The sequence below is a fragment of the Acinetobacter brisouii CIP 110357 genome, assembly GCF_000488275.1.
Taxonomy (GTDB): domain Bacteria; phylum Pseudomonadota; class Gammaproteobacteria; order Pseudomonadales; family Moraxellaceae; genus Acinetobacter; species Acinetobacter brisouii.
Map to the genome: position 1 here is coordinate 199,840 of NZ_KI530763.1, position 17,138 is coordinate 216,977.

General features: G+C 42.1%; 17 protein-coding genes and 1 riboswitch. Of the genes, 9 read left to right on the forward strand and 8 right to left on the reverse strand.

Going from position 1 to position 17,138, the window contains the following annotated elements; translation table 11 throughout:
* Window positions 1-441 precede the first annotated feature (441 nt).
* From P255_RS11780 to P255_RS11810, 7 genes are all read right to left on the reverse strand, one after another.
* Window positions 442-765, reverse strand: a complete 324-nt coding sequence (locus P255_RS11780; RefSeq protein WP_004902511.1) for an H-NS histone family protein — start codon at window positions 763-765, stop codon at window positions 442-444.
* 202 nt (window positions 766-967) lie between these two features.
* On the reverse strand, window positions 968-2,164 hold the full coding sequence (locus tag P255_RS11785) for a heme biosynthesis protein HemY (RefSeq protein WP_004902512.1): 1,197 nt from the start codon (window positions 2,162-2,164) through the stop codon (window positions 968-970).
* 9 nt (window positions 2,165-2,173) lie between these two features.
* Entirely contained in the window at window positions 2,174-3,004 is an 831-nt protein-coding gene (locus P255_RS11790; RefSeq protein ID WP_004902515.1) for a hypothetical protein, read from the reverse strand.
* Window positions 3,001-3,765, reverse strand: coding sequence for a uroporphyrinogen-III synthase (locus P255_RS11795; protein ID WP_004902517.1), 765 nt, complete (start codon window positions 3,763-3,765; stop codon window positions 3,001-3,003). Before P255_RS11795 ends, P255_RS11790 begins: the two co-directional genes overlap by 4 nt.
* 1 nt (window position 3,766) lies before the next feature.
* Entirely contained in the window at window positions 3,767-4,687 is a 921-nt protein-coding gene (hemC, locus tag P255_RS11800; RefSeq protein ID WP_035365508.1) for a hydroxymethylbilane synthase, read from the reverse strand.
* Between the two features lie 84 nt (window positions 4,688-4,771).
* Window positions 4,772-5,509, reverse strand: a complete 738-nt coding sequence (locus tag P255_RS11805; RefSeq protein ID WP_004902521.1) for a LytR/AlgR family response regulator transcription factor — start codon at window positions 5,507-5,509, stop codon at window positions 4,772-4,774.
* Window positions 5,510-5,553: 44 nt separating this feature from the next.
* Window positions 5,554-6,696: a sensor histidine kinase gene (locus P255_RS11810; protein WP_004902523.1), complete on the reverse strand. Its 1,143-nt coding sequence runs from the start codon at window positions 6,694-6,696 to the stop codon at window positions 5,554-5,556.
* On the opposite strand from P255_RS11810, the gene argH reads away from it, so the two are divergent.
* On the forward strand, window positions 6,687-8,120 hold the full coding sequence (gene argH / locus P255_RS11815) for an argininosuccinate lyase (RefSeq protein WP_035365511.1): 1,434 nt from the start codon (window positions 6,687-6,689) through the stop codon (window positions 8,118-8,120). The genes P255_RS11810 and argH overlap by 10 nt on opposite strands.
* A 13-nt stretch (window positions 8,121-8,133) precedes the next feature.
* Window positions 8,134-8,406, forward strand: coding sequence for an oxidative damage protection protein (locus P255_RS11820; protein ID WP_004749906.1), 273 nt, complete (start codon window positions 8,134-8,136; stop codon window positions 8,404-8,406).
* 339 nt (window positions 8,407-8,745) lie between these two features.
* Here P255_RS11820 and phoU read toward each other — a convergent pair whose 3' ends face one another.
* Window positions 8,746-9,468, reverse strand: coding sequence for a phosphate signaling complex protein PhoU (gene phoU / locus P255_RS11825; RefSeq protein ID WP_004902529.1), 723 nt, complete (start codon window positions 9,466-9,468; stop codon window positions 8,746-8,748).
* 307 nt (window positions 9,469-9,775) lie between these two features.
* Here phoU and P255_RS11830 point away from each other — a divergent pair, with 307 nt between their 5' ends.
* The 7 genes from P255_RS11830 to gluQRS all read left to right on the forward strand — a co-directional run bounded on the left by P255_RS11830 (window position 9,776) and on the right by gluQRS (window position 17,124).
* Window positions 9,776-10,870, forward strand: coding sequence for a hypothetical protein (locus tag P255_RS11830; RefSeq protein ID WP_004902531.1), 1,095 nt, complete (start codon window positions 9,776-9,778; stop codon window positions 10,868-10,870).
* Between the two features lie 76 nt (window positions 10,871-10,946).
* Entirely contained in the window at window positions 10,947-11,822 is an 876-nt protein-coding gene (locus P255_RS11835) for a DMT family transporter (protein WP_004902533.1), read from the forward strand.
* Window positions 11,823-11,905: 83 nt separating this feature from the next.
* Window positions 11,906-12,026: riboswitch (TPP riboswitch) on the forward strand.
* A gap of 93 nt (window positions 12,027-12,119) precedes the next feature.
* Window positions 12,120-14,015: a phosphomethylpyrimidine synthase ThiC gene (thiC, locus tag P255_RS11840; protein WP_004902535.1), complete on the forward strand. Its 1,896-nt coding sequence runs from the start codon at window positions 12,120-12,122 to the stop codon at window positions 14,013-14,015.
* Between the two features lie 76 nt (window positions 14,016-14,091).
* A complete protein-coding gene (locus tag P255_RS11845) occupies window positions 14,092-14,700 on the forward strand; it encodes an NUDIX domain-containing protein (RefSeq protein WP_035365513.1) in 609 nt (202 codons plus the stop codon).
* A gap of 25 nt (window positions 14,701-14,725) precedes the next feature.
* The gene (locus tag P255_RS11850) at window positions 14,726-15,514 is read left to right on the forward strand and encodes a metallophosphoesterase (RefSeq protein WP_004902541.1); all 789 of its coding nucleotides are present in this window, start codon (window positions 14,726-14,728) and stop codon (window positions 15,512-15,514) included.
* A gap of 206 nt (window positions 15,515-15,720) precedes the next feature.
* Window positions 15,721-16,233 carry an RNA polymerase-binding protein DksA gene (gene dksA, locus P255_RS11855; RefSeq protein ID WP_004902543.1) on the forward strand — a complete coding sequence of 171 codons (513 nt, stop codon included), beginning with the start codon at window positions 15,721-15,723 and terminating at the stop codon, window positions 16,231-16,233.
* Between the two features lie 3 nt (window positions 16,234-16,236).
* A complete protein-coding gene (gluQRS, locus tag P255_RS11860; protein ID WP_004902544.1) occupies window positions 16,237-17,124 on the forward strand; it encodes a tRNA glutamyl-Q(34) synthetase GluQRS in 888 nt (295 codons plus the stop codon).
* Window positions 17,125-17,138 lie beyond the last annotated feature (14 nt).

Below are 17,138 nucleotides of genomic sequence, written 5' to 3' on the forward strand. Positions count from 1 at the left end.
TAAACAAAAATTAAAAACAATCTTAAAAAAATAAATTAAATATTTGAAATATATTTAAAAATTAAACCAAATACTCCAGATTATAATTCTCTAAAATGACAAATTAATGATATAAAATTGTAATACTTATGATTATTTTGATCTGATTAAACATAGCCGCATTCTGCCAAACGACTCATGATGATTTATTCAACAATGCTATTCACAAATACGTAGCATTTAGCCCTCAAATCTACTAGATCGTGAATTTAACTCTAACAACTCCACCTTTTTTATTCATGTATTTTCTTCGCTCTATGAACTCAATATAAAGAGAATTGAAACAAGCATGAAAATAACCCAATTGTTAAAATGTAGTCAAACAATAAAACCCTGCAACAGTGCGCATAAAAAAAGCTGAATCTAAAATGAATTCAGCTTTTTTCATCTTATTAATCTGAATTAGATCAAGAAGTCTTCCAAGCTTGCGCCTTTTTCCAACTCAGTCACTAACCAGCGAGGTTGTTTACCACGACCAGTCCAGGTTTCTTCTGGGTTGTTTTTATTACGGTAGCGTGGCTCAACAGTTTTACGCGTTGGGCTTTTACGTTTTTGAGCACCATATTCAAGTAGTTGCTCAATTGTTAAATCAAGACCTGAAGCAATTTCAATCACTTGATTATAAGCATCTTGAATTGCTTGTTCTTTTTTAGAAGCAATTAAAACTTCTGCTTCACGTTGTAAGCGTTTTAGCTCTTCAACAGATAAAGTACTAATGTCTTGCACAGTTTTTCTCCAAATTCAGATCGGAATCTATTTAAAATAAACTTCCATGTCAAATATATTAATCTAATCACGATTATTAAGTATAGAGAAAAGCCAAAGAAATAACTTATTTTTACAACATCAATGGCTTTTTATTTTAAATCATAAAACCTCTAGTTTCATATTTAAAACACCCTAATATTCAAACTTCGAAATTATTCAGCTATAGATTTACTTTTAAAAAGTTTGTATTACTCTCAAACAGTAAATTAAGCTGCTGTACAAGAACTTCATTATCCTTTAACTGGTTTTTAATTCTTAAATAACTCATTAATATATTATCTGGATATAATTCTAATAATTTTTCTGCTTCAGAAAAACGACCAGTTTCCTGATAAACAAACCATCTTGCAAAACTAAATATAGGAATATTTGAGTATTTCGCTTCCCACATATTTAACTGTTGTTCAATTTTCTCATATGCAGGTGTTTGTTTTAACAATTGTTTTTCAAACCATAAATAAAAAACTTCCTGATCAAACAATTCATTCAGTAATGTTTCAGCCAGCACTTCATGCTCAAGACTCATCTCTGGTAAACGCGCTAAAACCTTCAACCACAACACTTTATTTTCACGGGTTGTGTCATGCAGCTTGGTATCCTTAAACTCGTCATAACGCTGCTGTAAATGAGTTAAATCTTCAGGGCTCGCCTGATCAAAAGCAATTAAAAGCTGCTGCAACCAACGGGTTTTATCAGGATCATTGAGCTGCCCAAACTGGCTACTTTGTACATACAGCCACGGAAACTGCACCGCAAACTGCCCCCAAAGCAATGTTAAACGCTGCATATACCCTTGCTGAATATCTTTGAGCCAAGGGGATAATTCATGCTGAGATAAAAATTCCAAATGGGTTAATGCATGATTGGGGTTTTGTTCAGATAAATAAATTTCAATTCGCTGCAATTCTGCCAATTCAAAAGCCATGGCAGGACTATGTTCAAGCATATTTAAGGCTGATTTTACATCTCCCTGTTTCCAGAGAAAAAATGCATGTATTACTTCATTTAATAAATTAGATTGTTTAAAAATCCCTTCAACCATGTCCCTTTTTTCTTGATTGGCATCTAATAACCACAATACCGCCAATTTTTCATAAGGGTGCAAATGTTCAAAATTAAATATTTTCTGTTTTCTTTGTTCAAGTCGGGAAAAATAGCGCTTAAATAACAACCATAATACTTGTCCAATCAGGCTCAGTATGACCAGAAAAATTAATAATACCCAAACATTACTCTGAATTTGCCAATGTCGAAAATAAACATAAACATAACCTGCGCCATATCCATAACTCAGGATACTCACAAGCGCGATTAAAAGCAGCAGCACAAATGTATAAGAATATAAAATCTGTTTCATGCCTGACCTCTAATTCAATATTGCCAGTGCAGTGAGTTTTGGCATCGTCACAGCAGGCAGCTGCTTGGCTTTTTCCAGTAATACACTTAAAGCATGGCGATTAAATGTCGGTGCTTGGCGCAATAATTGATTTACCTCTAACAATGTTTGCTGATATTCATCATATTGACCAGATTCAAGCAATTGTTTTGCGAGTACCAGACGTATTTGCATTTCTTTTAATACCAGCCGTTGATTCATTAATTCAGTTTGTGGCTGGTCTGTTGATTCAACTTTAAACCAGCGATTCCAAAAATGCTTTTGCTGCACAGGCTGATATTGCTGGGCCTGGCTCAATAATAATTGATTTAATTGTTGATCCATTTGGCGAAATATTAAATGTAACTGATCTAGCTGATTTTGATGGTTATCGTGATATTGCTGAATATTTTGTAAATCTTGAGTAATTGCCTGATATAAACTTTGTTGCAGGGCAGGTGATAAATCATAAGCTGCAATCTCCTGATTGAGCTTTTGCAATTGTTGAAATGCATAAACGTCCTGTTGCTGCTGTAAAGCAAACTGTACCAGTTGCAACTGCTGTTTTACCAAAATAATCGGATTAAGCGCATGTACAGCAGCACTTTCACTGCTGGCAACATCGGAAGCAGTAGCCTCATTGGGTGCAAGTTGGCGTTGTAATGCCACTAATTGGTCATTGGCATTGGCATTGGCTTGTTCGCTATGCAAAATCCGCGTTTGTAGCTCTTGTAATTGCTTTGAATTTTGCACCAGATCGTAATTGAGTTTTACCATCCAAGCGACAATCAAGAGACTTAAAGCCACAAATAACTTTCTCATGCTGTGCCTTTTTGTTTTAACAGAAAGTTGCGTATGCTCTCTGGGTCTAAACTTTCAAGCTGCTGCACAGCTGGAATTTGCTGCTGAAGCAACAATTGCGTTAAGCGTTGCCCTAAAGTGAGATACTGACATTTAGATAAAATTTCAGGGGTATTTTGACATAGTTTGACCCAGTTCAACCAACTGGCTTCACTACTTATACAAACAAAGATAGGCTGTGTCATGGTCAGCAAGCGTGGGGATAATTGCTGAAACTGGGTCATGGTCTGTGCGGGGCACTGGCGCTGATAAAGCACAAAATTCAAAATATTGACACCGCGCTGCTGTAAGGCATCCATCATGAACTGTCGTCCACCACGCCCCCGCCAAAACGCCACATGCTGCAGATGCAAATGCTGCAACACAGGAAGTTGCAACATACCTTCAGAATTCTCAATATCTGGAACCGTTGCGGTAATACCATAGCGCTGCAAACTGCGTGCCGTTGCCTGTCCCACAGCAATCCACTGCACCTGATTCAAAGCTGACAGTTCGATTTGGCTGGCCTGTAAATACCGCATCCCCACATCAACTGCCGTAGGGCTGACCACCACAATCACCTGAGCGTGCAGCAATTGCTGATAGAGTGCGGCAAGCTCTGCGGAATAGGGCATTGCCTTTAATTCCAGTAAAGGCAGCTCTATCACGTCAATCTGGTCATGCTCTAAGATTTGTGTCAGGGCTTGCGCACGCTCGATTGGGCGAGTATTTAGCAGAAGCATTTTAGTGGTGCAGTGCCTTGAGTAATTCACCTGCACCTTGAGCCAGCAATTGCTGTGCTAATTGCACACCCAACTGCTCAGCTTGCTCCACAGTCCCTTCAAGGGTGGCTTTGAGCAGAACAGTACCATCCACACTACCAACACGGCCTTCAATATGCAGATGCTCGCCATCCAAGGTAGCAAAACCTGCGATTGGCACTTGGCATCCACCTTCCAAATACGCATTAAATGCCCGTTCAGCACGTACACAATATTGGGTTTCAGCATGTGCCAAAGGTGCAATCAAATCCAGAACTGCCTGATCCTGATCACGACATTCCAAGCCCAACGCCCCTTGTCCAACCGCAGGTAAACTCATGTCTGAGGCAACATGATGACGAATACGCTGCTCCAAGCCCAAACGCTTTAATCCTGCACTGGCTAAAATAATCGCATCGTACTGACCTTCATCGAGTTTTCCAAGACGAGTACCCACATTGCCGCGGAGATCTTTAATCACCAAATCAGGACGTTGCTGCAAAATCTGGCACTTACGGCGCAGACTGGAAGTCCCCACCACTGCACCTTGTGGCAATTCATCAAAATGGGTGTAATGATTGGAAACAAAAGCATCGAACGGGTTTTCACGCTCACAAATCACCGCCAGCGTTAAGCCTTCAGGCAGTTGCATTGGAACATCTTTCATGGAATGAACGGCAAGATCGGCACGCCCATCGAGCAAGGCACTTTCTAGTTCTTTGACAAATAGACCTTTTCCACCAATTTTTGCTAATGGCGTATCAAGGATTTTGTCCCCTTGAGTGACAAAAGTCACCAATTCTACGGTTAACTGAGGATGAAGCTGCTCAAGGCGACTTTTTATATGCTCGGCTTGCCAGAGTGCAAGAGGGCTTTGGCGAGTCGCAATTTTCAAAATATTCATAATGGATGAAGCCTGAGCATCGAGATGATGCACTAAACTTAACCTGATCTAATAAAAATGCAAGTCCCCAGCCCAAAAAACTGTTTAGAGTTGCTGTATCGACTCGCGAAGCTGAGGCAAATGTCGTCGGCTAATCACCAACCGCTCAGCGATATCGCGTAACCGCACCTGATACTGTCCAGAACAAATACTTTCAATTCCATCTAAAAATTTGATGGATACCAAGGCATTGCGATGAATTCGAATAAACTGGTCAGCAAATTCCAGTTCCAGATCTTTTAATGTTTCATCAATCAAAACACTGCCCTTTTGATGGCGAATGGTGACATATTTCTGATCTGCCAGAAAATAATACACCTGTTCAATCGGAATAAGTTCGACTCCCCGATGGGACTTTGCGGTAATGTGCTGACGCTGTTTTTGGGACATTTGACTGGATGATTGTTGAAACTGGCTGACTTGCGCTTGATTGGGTTTACAAACCTGATCCAGCACTTCACGCAATTCATTTTTGGCAATCGGTTTGAGTAAATAAGCTTGCGCCTGTGACTGAAATGCCTGTAAAGCATGCTGATCATACGCTGTACAGAAAATGATGGCGGGCTTGATCTCAAGGTGTGCCAATTGACGGGCGCAACTTAATCCATCCATTTCAGGCATTTGAATATCGAGCAATACCACATCAGGTTCATACTCAAGAACCAAATCGTAGACTTGCCCACCATGTTCAGCAGTTGCCACTACCTGATGCCCCAAATCGCTGACTAAACGCACCAATCGCTCAACAGCTAACGGCTCATCATCACAAATTAAAATATCCATACGCGCTTTATATTCCCCGATCTGCTTTGTATGTCATCCGTTTGTTATTGATACGGATAGGTTAAGATTGTGGTAAAGATGCCCTGCCCTGCAAAACATTGAATATAGGCAGCATCGCCATAATAGGCACGTAGCCGTTGTTTAACATTTTCTAATGCAATGCCATTGCCTTGGCGTTGCCCTTGTTGTTCTTGTAAATATGGATTAGTAATCACAATATTGACTTGTCGGTTGAGAATCTCCACCAATAAACTGATCTTACACGGACTGCTTATTTTTTCAACACCATGAAAAATACTATTTTCAAGTAAAGGTTGCAAACTCAGGACTGGAATTTGAATATATTGGAGTGATTGAATGTCGGGTAAGCGCCAATCCATCTGCAAACGATCCCGCAGGCGAATCTGTTCAATCGCAATATATTGTCGGCAAATCTGTAGTTCTTCTGCCAAGCTAACCAGTTTGAGTTCCTGCAAACTCACCCGAAATAAACGTGATAGATTAATCAGCATCTCTTCTGCTTTATCGGGGTCAACTGCAATCAAGCTGACCACACTGTTTAAGCTATTAAACAAGAAATGCGGCTGAATCCGCGCCTGCATAGCCTGAATCCGTGCCTGCAATTCGCTGTGTTGCTGCTTGATCCACTGATCGCGGATGTACAAATAACGTAGAGAAAATGCCCCCATAAGTACGCCATAGCTGAGATGTAAGCCTGCATGATCAAATAACTGTTGCCAATCGCCAAGCTGTCGCCAGCCAAAATGCACCATCAACAGCAATGCATTTAAGAAAATCGTGGTCAGCAGTACTGTCCCCTGCAACAAAATAAATGCTAACGTGAATACAACAACATGATTTAAATGAGTGAGTTTCGGCTGTATTTTCTGAATCACAACAATAAAAACCAGAATCACCCAATAAATGTAGAGCAAATATTGCAGCACATGCCCCCAGTTCATGGCTTGCCATGTCCCTGCTTCTGCCAGCATTAACACCACCGCCAAAATGCTACTGGCTGCAAATAATTCGATTAAGTGTTGCCAACGCCCTATTTTCGTAAAAAAATAGGCTGACTGATTGTTCAGCGCATCGCTACTCTGGGCTGAATGATGATCTTGAGCATCGGCAAGTTGCTGAGCTTTTGTTATACTGCTTTTTATTTTACTGAGCCGCCATGACCACATCTTCTCATTCCTCTAATACTCCGCAAACCAATGAAACTTCAGGTATGTGGGGAGGTCGCTTTACCGAAGCTACTGATGCTTTTGTTGCTGAATTTACTGCATCTGTACAATTTGACCAACGTTTTTATCAACAAGATATCGCAGGTTCAATTGCACATGCCACCATGCTTGCCAAAGTCGGTGTTCTGACTGAAGCTGAACGTGATGATATTATTCAAGGCTTGACTGAAATTCGTCAGGAAATTGAAGCAGGTACGTTCGAATGGCGTATTGATCTTGAAGATGTTCATATGAACATCGAATCACGTCTGACCAACCGCATCGGCATTACAGGTAAAAAACTGCATACAGGTCGTAGCCGTAATGACCAAGTTGCAACTGACATCCGTTTATATGTACGTGACGAGATTGACGACATTCTCAAACTACTCGAACGCTTACAAAAAGGAATTTTGGGTTTAGCTGCCAAAAATACTGCCACTATTATGCCAGGCTTCACCCATTTACAAACTGCACAGCCTGTGACTTTTGGTCATCATCTGATGGCATGGTTTGAAATGCTGGTGCGTGACAGCGAACGTCTGATCGACTGCCGTAAGCGTGTTAACCGTATGCCACTTGGTTCTGCTGCACTTGCAGGCACAACTTACCCAATTGACCGTGCTTATACAGCCGAGTTGTTAGGTTTTGAAGCCGTTAGCGAAAACTCACTCGATGCAGTTTCTGACCGTGATTTCGGTATTGAATTCAATGCCGCTGCGTCTTTAATTATGATGCACTTGTCACGTATGTCTGAAGAAATGATTTTGTGGACATCGGCACAGTTCAAGTTTGTGAACATTCCTGACCGCTTCTGCACAGGGTCATCAATCATGCCACAAAAGAAAAACCCAGACGTTCCTGAGTTAATTCGTGGTAAAACAGGTCGCGTGTATGGTGACCTCATGAGCCTGTTAACCCTCATGAAAGGTCAACCGTTAGCTTATAATAAAGACAACCAAGAAGACAAAGAGCCATTGTTTGATGCGATTGATACCGTTCGTGGTTCACTCATGGCATTTGCCGACATGATTCCTGCACTGGTTCCAAACATCGAAGTGATGCGTGAAGCTGCACTACGTGGTTTCTCAACCGCAACGGACTTGGCGGATTATTTGGTGAAAAAAGGCGTGGCATTCCGTGACGCGCATGAAATTGTGGGTAAAGCAGTTGCTCTTGGCGTACAGGAATCGAAAGATTTGTCTGAACTCAGCCTTGAACAATTACAACAGTTCTCTGACCTGATCAGTGAAGATGTATTTGAAAAAGCATTAACCCTTGAGGCTTCTGTCAGCGCGCGTAACCACATCGGTGGTACTGCCCCTGTACAGGTTGCTGCAGCAATTGAGCGTGCGCATGCACGTTTAGCTAAACTTTACGCTTAAGGATCAATAAGATATGACTCGACAAGTCTTTTGCCGTAAATATCAGACCGAGATGGAAGGCTTGGACTTTGCACCATTTCCTGGTGCCAAAGGACAAGAACTGTTTGAAACAGTCTCGAAACAGGCATGGCAAGAATGGTTAAAACACCAAACCACTCTGATCAATGAAAAACGCTTAAATGTGTTTGAAGCAGAGGCGAAAAAGTTTCTGGAAGAACAGCGTGAAAAATTCTTGAGTAATGATGAAAGCGTAGAGAAAGCGGAAGGCTGGACTGCTGAGAAATAATGATTTTTTCTGTTGATAAAATCTAGCTTGGTATAAAACCGACTGTAAAAAAGCAACGGCTCATCCGTTGCTTTTTTTATTTCAACAAAACTTACATGCCGCTTACAAACAGGCATACAAAATAACAAGACCTCACAGGACTACACATGATTATTGCTTAGGCTCTGGTTATAATTGCCTCATTAAGACAGAGTTTGTTCTTGATTAATCCGACCGATACTCCTTTTATAAATCCCAGATCACCCCCAACTCTGGGATTTTTTTTGTCTTGAATTTGAATCATTCATAAAAAAAGGGCGAAATTACTTCGCCCTTTCAAAAATATAAGTGTCAGCTACATTAGCGACTGTGTACCCGTTGTTCAATTTCATCTACGCTGGTGTGACGAACATCTAGACCTTTAACAATATAAATCACCTGTTCAGCAATATTACGCGCATGGTCCCCTACCCGTTCCAAAGAACGTAGTACCCAGAGAACATTCAATACACGCGAAATATAGCGTGGATCTTCAATCATATACGTCATGAGCGTGCGTGTTGCAGACTGGTATTCACGGTCAATATCGACATCGGCACGCAGTACTTCTAAAGCTTGATCGGCATCAAGGCGTGCAAAAGCATCCAGTGCCTCATGGATCATGACACGGACTTGGTTACCAATATGACGGGTTTCCATAAAGCCACGTGGTGAACCACCTTCTTCACATAAAGTTTGTGCAATATTGGCAATTTTTAAGGCTTCATCCCCAATACGCTCCATATCCGTATTGGCTTTGCTCATCGCAATAACCATACGCAAATCAATTGCGGCAGGGTGACGACGCGCCAAAATCAAGGTTAAGCCTTCATCAATTTCCAGCTCAAGGCGATTTACATTTTTTTCTTGGTACTGAACATCAAGTGACATATTTACGTCAGTATCGAGCAGTGCATGAATAGCATTGGTCACTTGCTGTTCGACTATCCCTCCCATTGCCATAAATTTAGCATTCACTTCTTGTAAATCTTCATTAAATTGTGAAGAAATATGATGTGCTAAGACTGGATTTTTTAGGGTCAAGAGAGATCTCCAAAATCGAGAAATGAATTTTTTTATTTAAACATAATTCACATGACGGTTTGATGACAAAACCAACAATTTAATACGGTGGTGATTTTTTGATTTTCAATATCTTATTCTTGAAATTCTCAAAAATCATGGAATTTTACAGAGTATGGACATATTTCGTTTTTCTTTGACACTTCACTAAATTTGTTAACCAAAATTTGCAACATTACAACAGCTTTCTTTGCATGCTTACTTTAAAAATATCATCCATAAATTCGCAATGTTAGCAATTGACGATTTAAATTTTTGAGGTTGATTTATGCCAGTTAAACTAGGGCGTTCCATGCTAATGCTCGTACTCTTGATAGCAGGCTGCCATCAACCTCCCAATGAACAACATCAGGAAGAATCTCAACGACACGGAATACAAAAAACCGTCATTTCTTTGTGTAGCTTGCTGAGTCAGCAAATGCAGAACATCACCAATACCAGCTCAGTGCAAGATCTGCGGTATGTTAATCAACGATTGGAGCAATGTTTACCGCAGCTTTCAATGAGTGAGCGCCAACAGTTACTCTATGCATCAACGAGTATGTATCAGCGCTTTCTCGCCAGCGACCGCACGACAGAGCAACAGCGTGCTTTTGATCAATACGCGATGAGTGACAATACATACAACACCAGTTATTTATCTGAGTTTTCACCACGCGACCGCTATTTACTACAGCATCAGGGCAATGCAGCCTATTATGAGGTGTATGATTCTGGCGATACGGGAATTATGTATCGCCGTCAGCCCAAATATTTGCTGCATATTTTTGCGCCTTACCTCCCCAAAGCCGAGCAGATTTTTATTGAAACACTGGCAGCACAAAATGAATTTCCAGTCTTGTCTGGCAATGGTTTTAATATCTCATGGGCTGAAATTTCCAAACGCGCATTATTTTGGCAAAACTATGCCCAGACCTACCCTGACAGCACTTTGATTGATGATGCGCAACGCCTGAAATTCAGATACACCCAGTTTCTCTTTCACGGGGTAAGTAATATGCCCGTGTCTAGCAATTATGTCGGTGAGGACAGTATCTATCCAGAAGCGCTCGAAGAAATTAAGTATTTAGCGGCGAAAGATCGCTCTGAGCTAGGACAACAGGCAAAAAAATTCCTGCATTTTATTCAAATTTCCCCAAAAAACCGAGATGAGAGTATTCCGATTGAACTCAGCCCAAGTGAGCAGCGTTCACAGCGAAGTGAGACAATCAAAGCCATAAAACAGCTCGATCATTACATGGGGCTGTATGATCCGCTGGCGTTAGACAGCACCCATATTAATCGGGATTGTTTAAGTGATTCTATTTGTATTACCCATGCAGGTAAGGTGGCAAACAGCCTTGTGAGTAAACAGCAATTTTAAGACGATTGCCGTAAAAACAGCCTATTCATGCTATCTTAGGCGATTATTCTGGCTTTATTTTCTCACTATCCAAACCATGACTTCTAGCTCCTCCGATATATTGAAAGCAATTGGCTTTTTGATTATTTCTGCCTTTTTATTTTCGATTATGGGAGTTTGTATTCGCTATGCCTCACATACTGTAGACAACGCGACTATTGTGTTTTTCCGCAATTTTATCGGGTTATTTATTTTCATCCCGATGCTTTTACAAAAAGGGCCACAGTTTTTTAAAACTACAAAATTGTGGATGCATTTGTGGCGTAGCATTGTCGGATTATCTGCAATGTATGGCTTTTTCTACGCGATTGCCCATCTTAAGCTTTCCAATGCCATGGTGTTTACCTATTCTTCCCCGATTTTTATTCCCTTGATTGCATGGTTATTTTTAAAAGAACGCATTACCAAACCCATGCTGGTAGCGGCACTGATTGGTTTAACAGGCGTCCTGTGTGTTGCCAAACCCGACTCAGGTATGTTTAACAGTATTTCACTGATTGGACTAATCGCCAGTTTTCTGGCAGCGATGGCTTTTGTCACAGTACGGGCACTGACCAATACTGAACCTGCGGAGCGGATTGTGTTTTATTTTTGCGCTTTTGGTTCGCTGGTGTCTGCCATTCCAATGTTTTGGCTGATTCGCCCTTATCACTGGCATGAACTGGCATTTTTAATTAGTGCAGGTTTATTGGCCAATATCAGTCAGATTTTTATGTCCAAAGCCTACAGCTTGGCACCTGCGGGGCAAATTGGGCCTGTCAACTACATGGCGATTATTTTTGCAGGCGTTTGGGGATATATCTTTTGGCAAGAATTGCCTGACTCTGTCAGCTTAATTGGTTTTACCCTGATTTTTGCTTCAATTTTACTGTGCAATCCTGCGCTACTTGCCAAATTAAAACCTAAAAAATAATGATAAATCTGTCTGTTAACAATCAGAGCCTCGTAAAAATCTTGCAGGGTCTTTTTTCTACATAAAAACATGCTAAGCTGTTGCCATGCTTGACGGAGCGCGAGTAATCCCTCGCTGAGATTGTGTAAATGTCCGCATTTAAACACAAGTACCGTTGAACCTGATCAGGTTAAAACCTGCGTAGGAATCAAGCCATCTAAAAACTACAGCCTGAGATTTATCCTTTCTAACCTGATAAATCCGCCACGTTTTTTGGTCGTGCTTGATTCGTTGATGTCATTCATAAGGATCATGACCATGAACCAATTAACGAATCCGTCCCCTGCTGATATTTCAGCACAACATGAACAAGATGCAAAAGATCTGACCCGTATTTTGCCTGCATCACGTAAAGTCTATGTTCAAGGCTCTCGCCCAGACATTCAAGTTCCCTTCCGTGAAATCTCACTGACTGAAACACCTACAGGTTTGGGCGGTGAACATAATCCACCTGTCATGGTTTATGATACTTCAGGCGTTTATACTGACCCGAATACACAAATTGACCTCAATCAGGGTTTGCCATCCGTTCGTGGCACTTGGATTGAAGAACGTGCCGATACCGATGTACTCGGCACCTTAACCTCGAAGTTCGGTCAAGAACGCCTCAAAGACATCCGTACCGCAGAAATCCGTTTCGCGCATATTCAAAACCCGCGCCGTGCCAAGGCAGGCAAAAACGTTACGCAAATGCATTACGCCAAGCAAGGCATCATCACGCCTGAAATGGAATATATCGCAATTCGTGAAAACCAGCGTCAGCGTGAAGATGTCGATATGCGCCAGCACGCAGGGCAAAACTTTGGCGCGCAAAACCTGAAAGAAATCACCCCTGAATTTGTACGTCAGGAAGTGGCTGCGGGACGTGCGATTATCCCTGCTAACATTAACCACCCTGAACTTGAGCCAATGATTATCGGGCGCAATTTCTTGGTGAAAATCAATGCCAATATTGGTAACTCGGCGCTTGGTTCTTCGATTGATGAAGAAGTAGCAAAAATGACCTGGGCAACCCGTTGGGGCGCTGACACCATCATGGACTTGTCGACAGGTAAAAATATTCACGAAACCCGTGAATGGATTATCCGTAACTCGCCAGTGCCAATCGGAACTGTACCAATTTACCAAGCACTAGAAAAAGTCGATGGCGTTGCTGAAGACCTGACTTGGGAAATCTTTAAAGACACACTGATCGAACAGGCAGAACAAGGTGTGGATTACTTCACCATTCATGCAGGTGTATTGCTGCGTTATGTACCAATGACGGCAAACCGCCTCACAGGCATCGTGTCACGTGGTGGTTCGATCATGGCGCAGTGGTGTCTGGCACATCATGAAGAAAACTTCCTTTATACGCACTTCGATGAAATCTGTGAAATCATGAAAGCCTATGACGTATCATTCAGCTTAGGTGATGGTTTACGTCCAGGCTGTATTCAGGATGCCAATGATGAAGCACAATTTAGCGAACTAAAAACATTGGGTGAGTTGACTCATCGTGCTTGGGAACATGATGTTCAGGTGATGATCGAAGGTCCAGGTCACGTGCCAATGCACATGATTAAAGAGAACATGGACTTGCAGCTTGAAGTCTGTAAAGAAGCGCCATTCTATACACTTGGGCCGCTAACGACTGATATCGCACCGGGTTATGACCACATCACTTCAGCGATTGGTGCAGCCATGATTGGTTGGTACGGTACAGCGATGCTGTGCTATGTGACCCCGAAAGAACACTTGGGTCTGCCAAACAAGAAAGATGTGAAAGATGGCATTATTACCTACAAGATCGCTGCTCATGCTGCTGACCTTGCCAAAGGACATCCGGGTGCACAAGTCCGTGACAATGCGCTGTCAAAAGCGCGTTTTGAGTTCCGTTGGGATGATCAGTTCAACTTAAGTCTGGACCCAGATACGGCGCGTAGCATGCATGATGAAACCTTGCCGAAAGAAGCGCATAAATCAGCACACTTCTGCTCAATGTGCGGTCCTAAATTCTGCTCGATGAAAATCACGCAAAATGTAAGGGATTATGCAGAAAATCAAAAAAATGCAAATCAGGCAGATATTCAAAATCAAGAAGTTGAACAAGGTTTACAAAGCATGAAGGAAACCTACCAGCAGACAGGGCAAAAGTTATACCACAAGGTCTAATTTTCCAATAAAAAAGAGTTGCCTTAATTCATAGCTCAGTTAGGATGAAATGAAATATTTCATCCTAATTTTGCTTATGAATATCGTTGAGCATGCAAGCTATAACAAACAAGATGTTGAAGTGACTTCGCGCGAAACATTATTTAAAGGTTTCTTGCAAGTTGAAAAAGTCAGCTTACGTCATCGCCTATTTAAAAACATAGGCTATACCTCTGTTTTACAACGTGAATTAATTCACAGACCAGAAGCAGCAGGTGTACTCATTTACAATGATCAGCAACAACGCTTTGCCCTGATTGAGCAATTCCGTGTTGGCGCACTCGATGATCAGCAATCACCATGGCAACTGGAAATTATTGCAGGCGTCCTCGATGGGGATGAATCACCAGAAACCTGTATTTGCCGTGAAAGCCTAGAAGAGTCAGGTTGTCAGCTTGACCAACTCCAGCATTTATTCAGTTTTTACCCATCCGCAGGCGCATGTTCCGAGTTATTTCATCTGTATGCTGCACAAGCAGACTTGCCTGAACAGGGTGGAATTTTTGGGGTCGCCGACGAAGGCGAAAATATTCAATTACATCTTTTTGATTATGCTGACCTGTCCCGATTGCTGACGAGTGGACGACTTGCCAATGCGCCTGTAATTATGGCGTTGCAATGGTTACAGCAACATCTTCAAAAATAAATGGCACTCAAGTGTGATAGATGCGATGACACAACAGGCTCAAACTATTATTCAAATTAGCGATACCCACTTGATGGAGCATGCAGGTGCGACATTTGTGGAAATGTGTCCAGAACATAACTTTCATGGAATTATGCAACATATTGTTGCCACACATCCCCAGATTCAAGCCATTGTACACACGGGAGATGTCGCGCAAGACGCAACACCAGCAACGTATGCCCGCTATATGCAATATATGCAGAGCTTAGGCATTCCATTTTATCAGACACCTGGCAATCATGATGATCTGCGCTATTTTCCGTATTCACAACCTGCGCCCATCACAGTGATCGATTTGATGCCGTGGACGATCATTTTATTGACAACGACAGTCACGGGAAAAATTGATGGACATATTGATCAAGATCAATTAGATCAATTAGATCAATTGTTACAGCAATTGAATGACCGTTTTGTGCTGATTGGCTGTCATCATCATCCACTGCATATGCAATCAACCTGGATCGATCATCACCGTCTTAAAAATAGTGCTGACCTGTGCTCTGTACTTCGCAAATTTGCTCAAGTTAAAGCTGTGATTCACGGACATGTCCACCAAGAATTTTCACAGATTCAAGACAATATCGAATTTTTAGCTGTTCCATCGACCTGTGTTCAGTTTGAACCCCAAAGCCATGATTTCGCTCTAGGACATAGCGATGCACCCGGTTATCGTGTATTGGATTTGTATAATGATGGACGTATCGACAGCAGGGTTTATCGTGTCAATCACCTCATTCCAAAAATAAATAATGAGATTTCAGGTTATTAACTTTTCATTTGGTGCAATTTCGATTAAGTTAACCGTCTTGAAAAAGGATCGCTTGGGTAGAATTTAAGACTATTCAAGTATGCAAAAAGTCTTTATGATGACGACCCCTTGAGCATGAATTCACTTGAGGGTGAAATAACAAAAAACTTGCATATCACCATAGCGATTACGTCGATCTCGATGTATATGATGAGGAATGCCCTATTATGGCGAATGACAACCTAAACCAAGTCTTAGATGACCAAACAGATGCACCGAAACGTGCACGTAAGACCAAGCCTAAGGCTTCTGAAGGCAGCTCAACAGCAAGCTTATTCGGTATCGCTCCTTATGAACCGAAGAAAAATGAAGAGTATATGTCTGAAGGTCAGCTTAAGCACTTCCGTCAAATTCTTGAAGCTTGGAAAGCCGAGCTTATGTCTGAGGTTGATCGTACACTCAACACCATGCAAGACGAATCAACTGCATTGCCAGATGTAAATGACCGTGCAACCCAAGAAGAAGAGTTTGCCATTGAACTGCGTACCCGTGACCGTGAACGCAAACTGATTCGTAAGATTGAACAATCTCTTACTGCAATCAAAGATGAAGACTATGGCTTCTGTGAAACTTGTGGTATTGAAATTGGTTTACGCCGCCTAGAAGCTCGTCCAACAGCGACTTTATGTATCGACTGCAAGACTTTGGCAGAAATCAAAGAGAAGCAAAACAACGGTTAAACCATGAGTGAATTGCAGTCCATGCAGTCTGCTTACGTGGGTCGGTTTGCGCCATCGCCAACTGGCCCGTTACATTTTGGTTCACTACTCACTGCTGTTGCCAGCTATTGCGATGCAAAATCCCAAAATGGTACATGGCTGGTTCGGATTGAAGACACCGACATTCCCCGCATTTATCCTGGCAGTGAAACGCATATTCTGCAGTGCCTAGATGCCTTTGCCTTTGAACCTGATGCCGACATTATTTTTCAAAAAGACCGCCTCGATCTATATCAAGACGTGCTCAATCAACTCCAGCAACAAGATCTTGTCTACGCCTGTCAGTGCACCCGTAAAATGCTCGGCTCCAATGCCATTTATGCAGGGACTTGCCGCAAACTCAAATTACCATTTGACCATCAGGCCATTCGGGTCAAAGTCAGTGATCAACTCATCTGTTTTGATGATCGCCTGCAAGGTCAGCATTGTTCCAATCTCGCTCATGAGCTTGGTGATTTTGTCTTGAAACGCCGCGATGGCATTATTAACTATCAACTGGCTGTCGTGGTCGATGACTATTTACAAGGCATGACCCATGTCGTGCGTGGCGCAGACCTGCTGGATAATACTGAACGGCAAATCTGGCTGGGGCAGTTACTCGGCTATCCACGCCTCAGCTATATGCATTTGCCTCTTGCCATGAATGCTCAGGGGCAAAAACTCTCCAAGCAAAATCTGGCACAGGCACTTGACCCGACACAAGCACCACAGCTATTACAACAAGCGATTGCCGCCTTACATCAGTTGCCTGTTGAACTCGATTGCCCTGCCCGTATGCTGGCACAGGCAGTCGCGCAGTGGGATGTCTCGCGAATTCCGCGAACCACGCAACTTGCACAGATTTATCAATAAAAAACCACGCGATT

What these genes read in the sequence shown, in the direction of transcription:
- hemC (WP_035365508.1), bottom strand. Translation starts at nt 4,687, where the DNA reads ATGAATATTTTGAAAATTGCGACTCGCCAAAGCCCTCTTGCACTCTGG.
- gluQRS (WP_004902544.1), top strand. Translation starts at nt 16,237, where the DNA reads ATGAGTGAATTGCAGTCCATGCAGTCTGCTTACGTGGGTCGGTTTGCG.
- P255_RS11790 (WP_004902515.1), bottom strand. Translation starts at nt 3,004, where the DNA reads ATGAGAAAGTTATTTGTGGCTTTAAGTCTCTTGATTGTCGCTTGGATG.
- P255_RS11820 (WP_004749906.1), top strand. Translation starts at nt 8,134, where the DNA reads ATGACTCGACAAGTCTTTTGCCGTAAATATCAGACCGAGATGGAAGGC.
- P255_RS11850 (WP_004902541.1), top strand. Translation starts at nt 14,726, where the DNA reads ATGACACAACAGGCTCAAACTATTATTCAAATTAGCGATACCCACTTG.
- thiC (WP_004902535.1), top strand. Translation starts at nt 12,120, where the DNA reads ATGAACCAATTAACGAATCCGTCCCCTGCTGATATTTCAGCACAACAT.
- P255_RS11835 (WP_004902533.1), top strand. Translation starts at nt 10,947, where the DNA reads ATGACTTCTAGCTCCTCCGATATATTGAAAGCAATTGGCTTTTTGATT.
- argH (WP_035365511.1), top strand. Translation starts at nt 6,687, where the DNA reads ATGACCACATCTTCTCATTCCTCTAATACTCCGCAAACCAATGAAACT.
- dksA (WP_004902543.1), top strand. Translation starts at nt 15,721, where the DNA reads ATGGCGAATGACAACCTAAACCAAGTCTTAGATGACCAAACAGATGCA.
- P255_RS11805 (WP_004902521.1), bottom strand. Translation starts at nt 5,509, where the DNA reads ATGGATATTTTAATTTGTGATGATGAGCCGTTAGCTGTTGAGCGATTG.
- P255_RS11830 (WP_004902531.1), top strand. Translation starts at nt 9,776, where the DNA reads ATGCCAGTTAAACTAGGGCGTTCCATGCTAATGCTCGTACTCTTGATA.
- P255_RS11795 (WP_004902517.1), bottom strand. Translation starts at nt 3,765, where the DNA reads ATGCTTCTGCTAAATACTCGCCCAATCGAGCGTGCGCAAGCCCTGACA.
- P255_RS11845 (WP_035365513.1), top strand. Translation starts at nt 14,092, where the DNA reads ATGAATATCGTTGAGCATGCAAGCTATAACAAACAAGATGTTGAAGTG.
- P255_RS11785 (WP_004902512.1), bottom strand. Translation starts at nt 2,164, where the DNA reads ATGAAACAGATTTTATATTCTTATACATTTGTGCTGCTGCTTTTAATC.
- P255_RS11810 (WP_004902523.1), bottom strand. Translation starts at nt 6,696, where the DNA reads ATGTGGTCATGGCGGCTCAGTAAAATAAAAAGCAGTATAACAAAAGCT.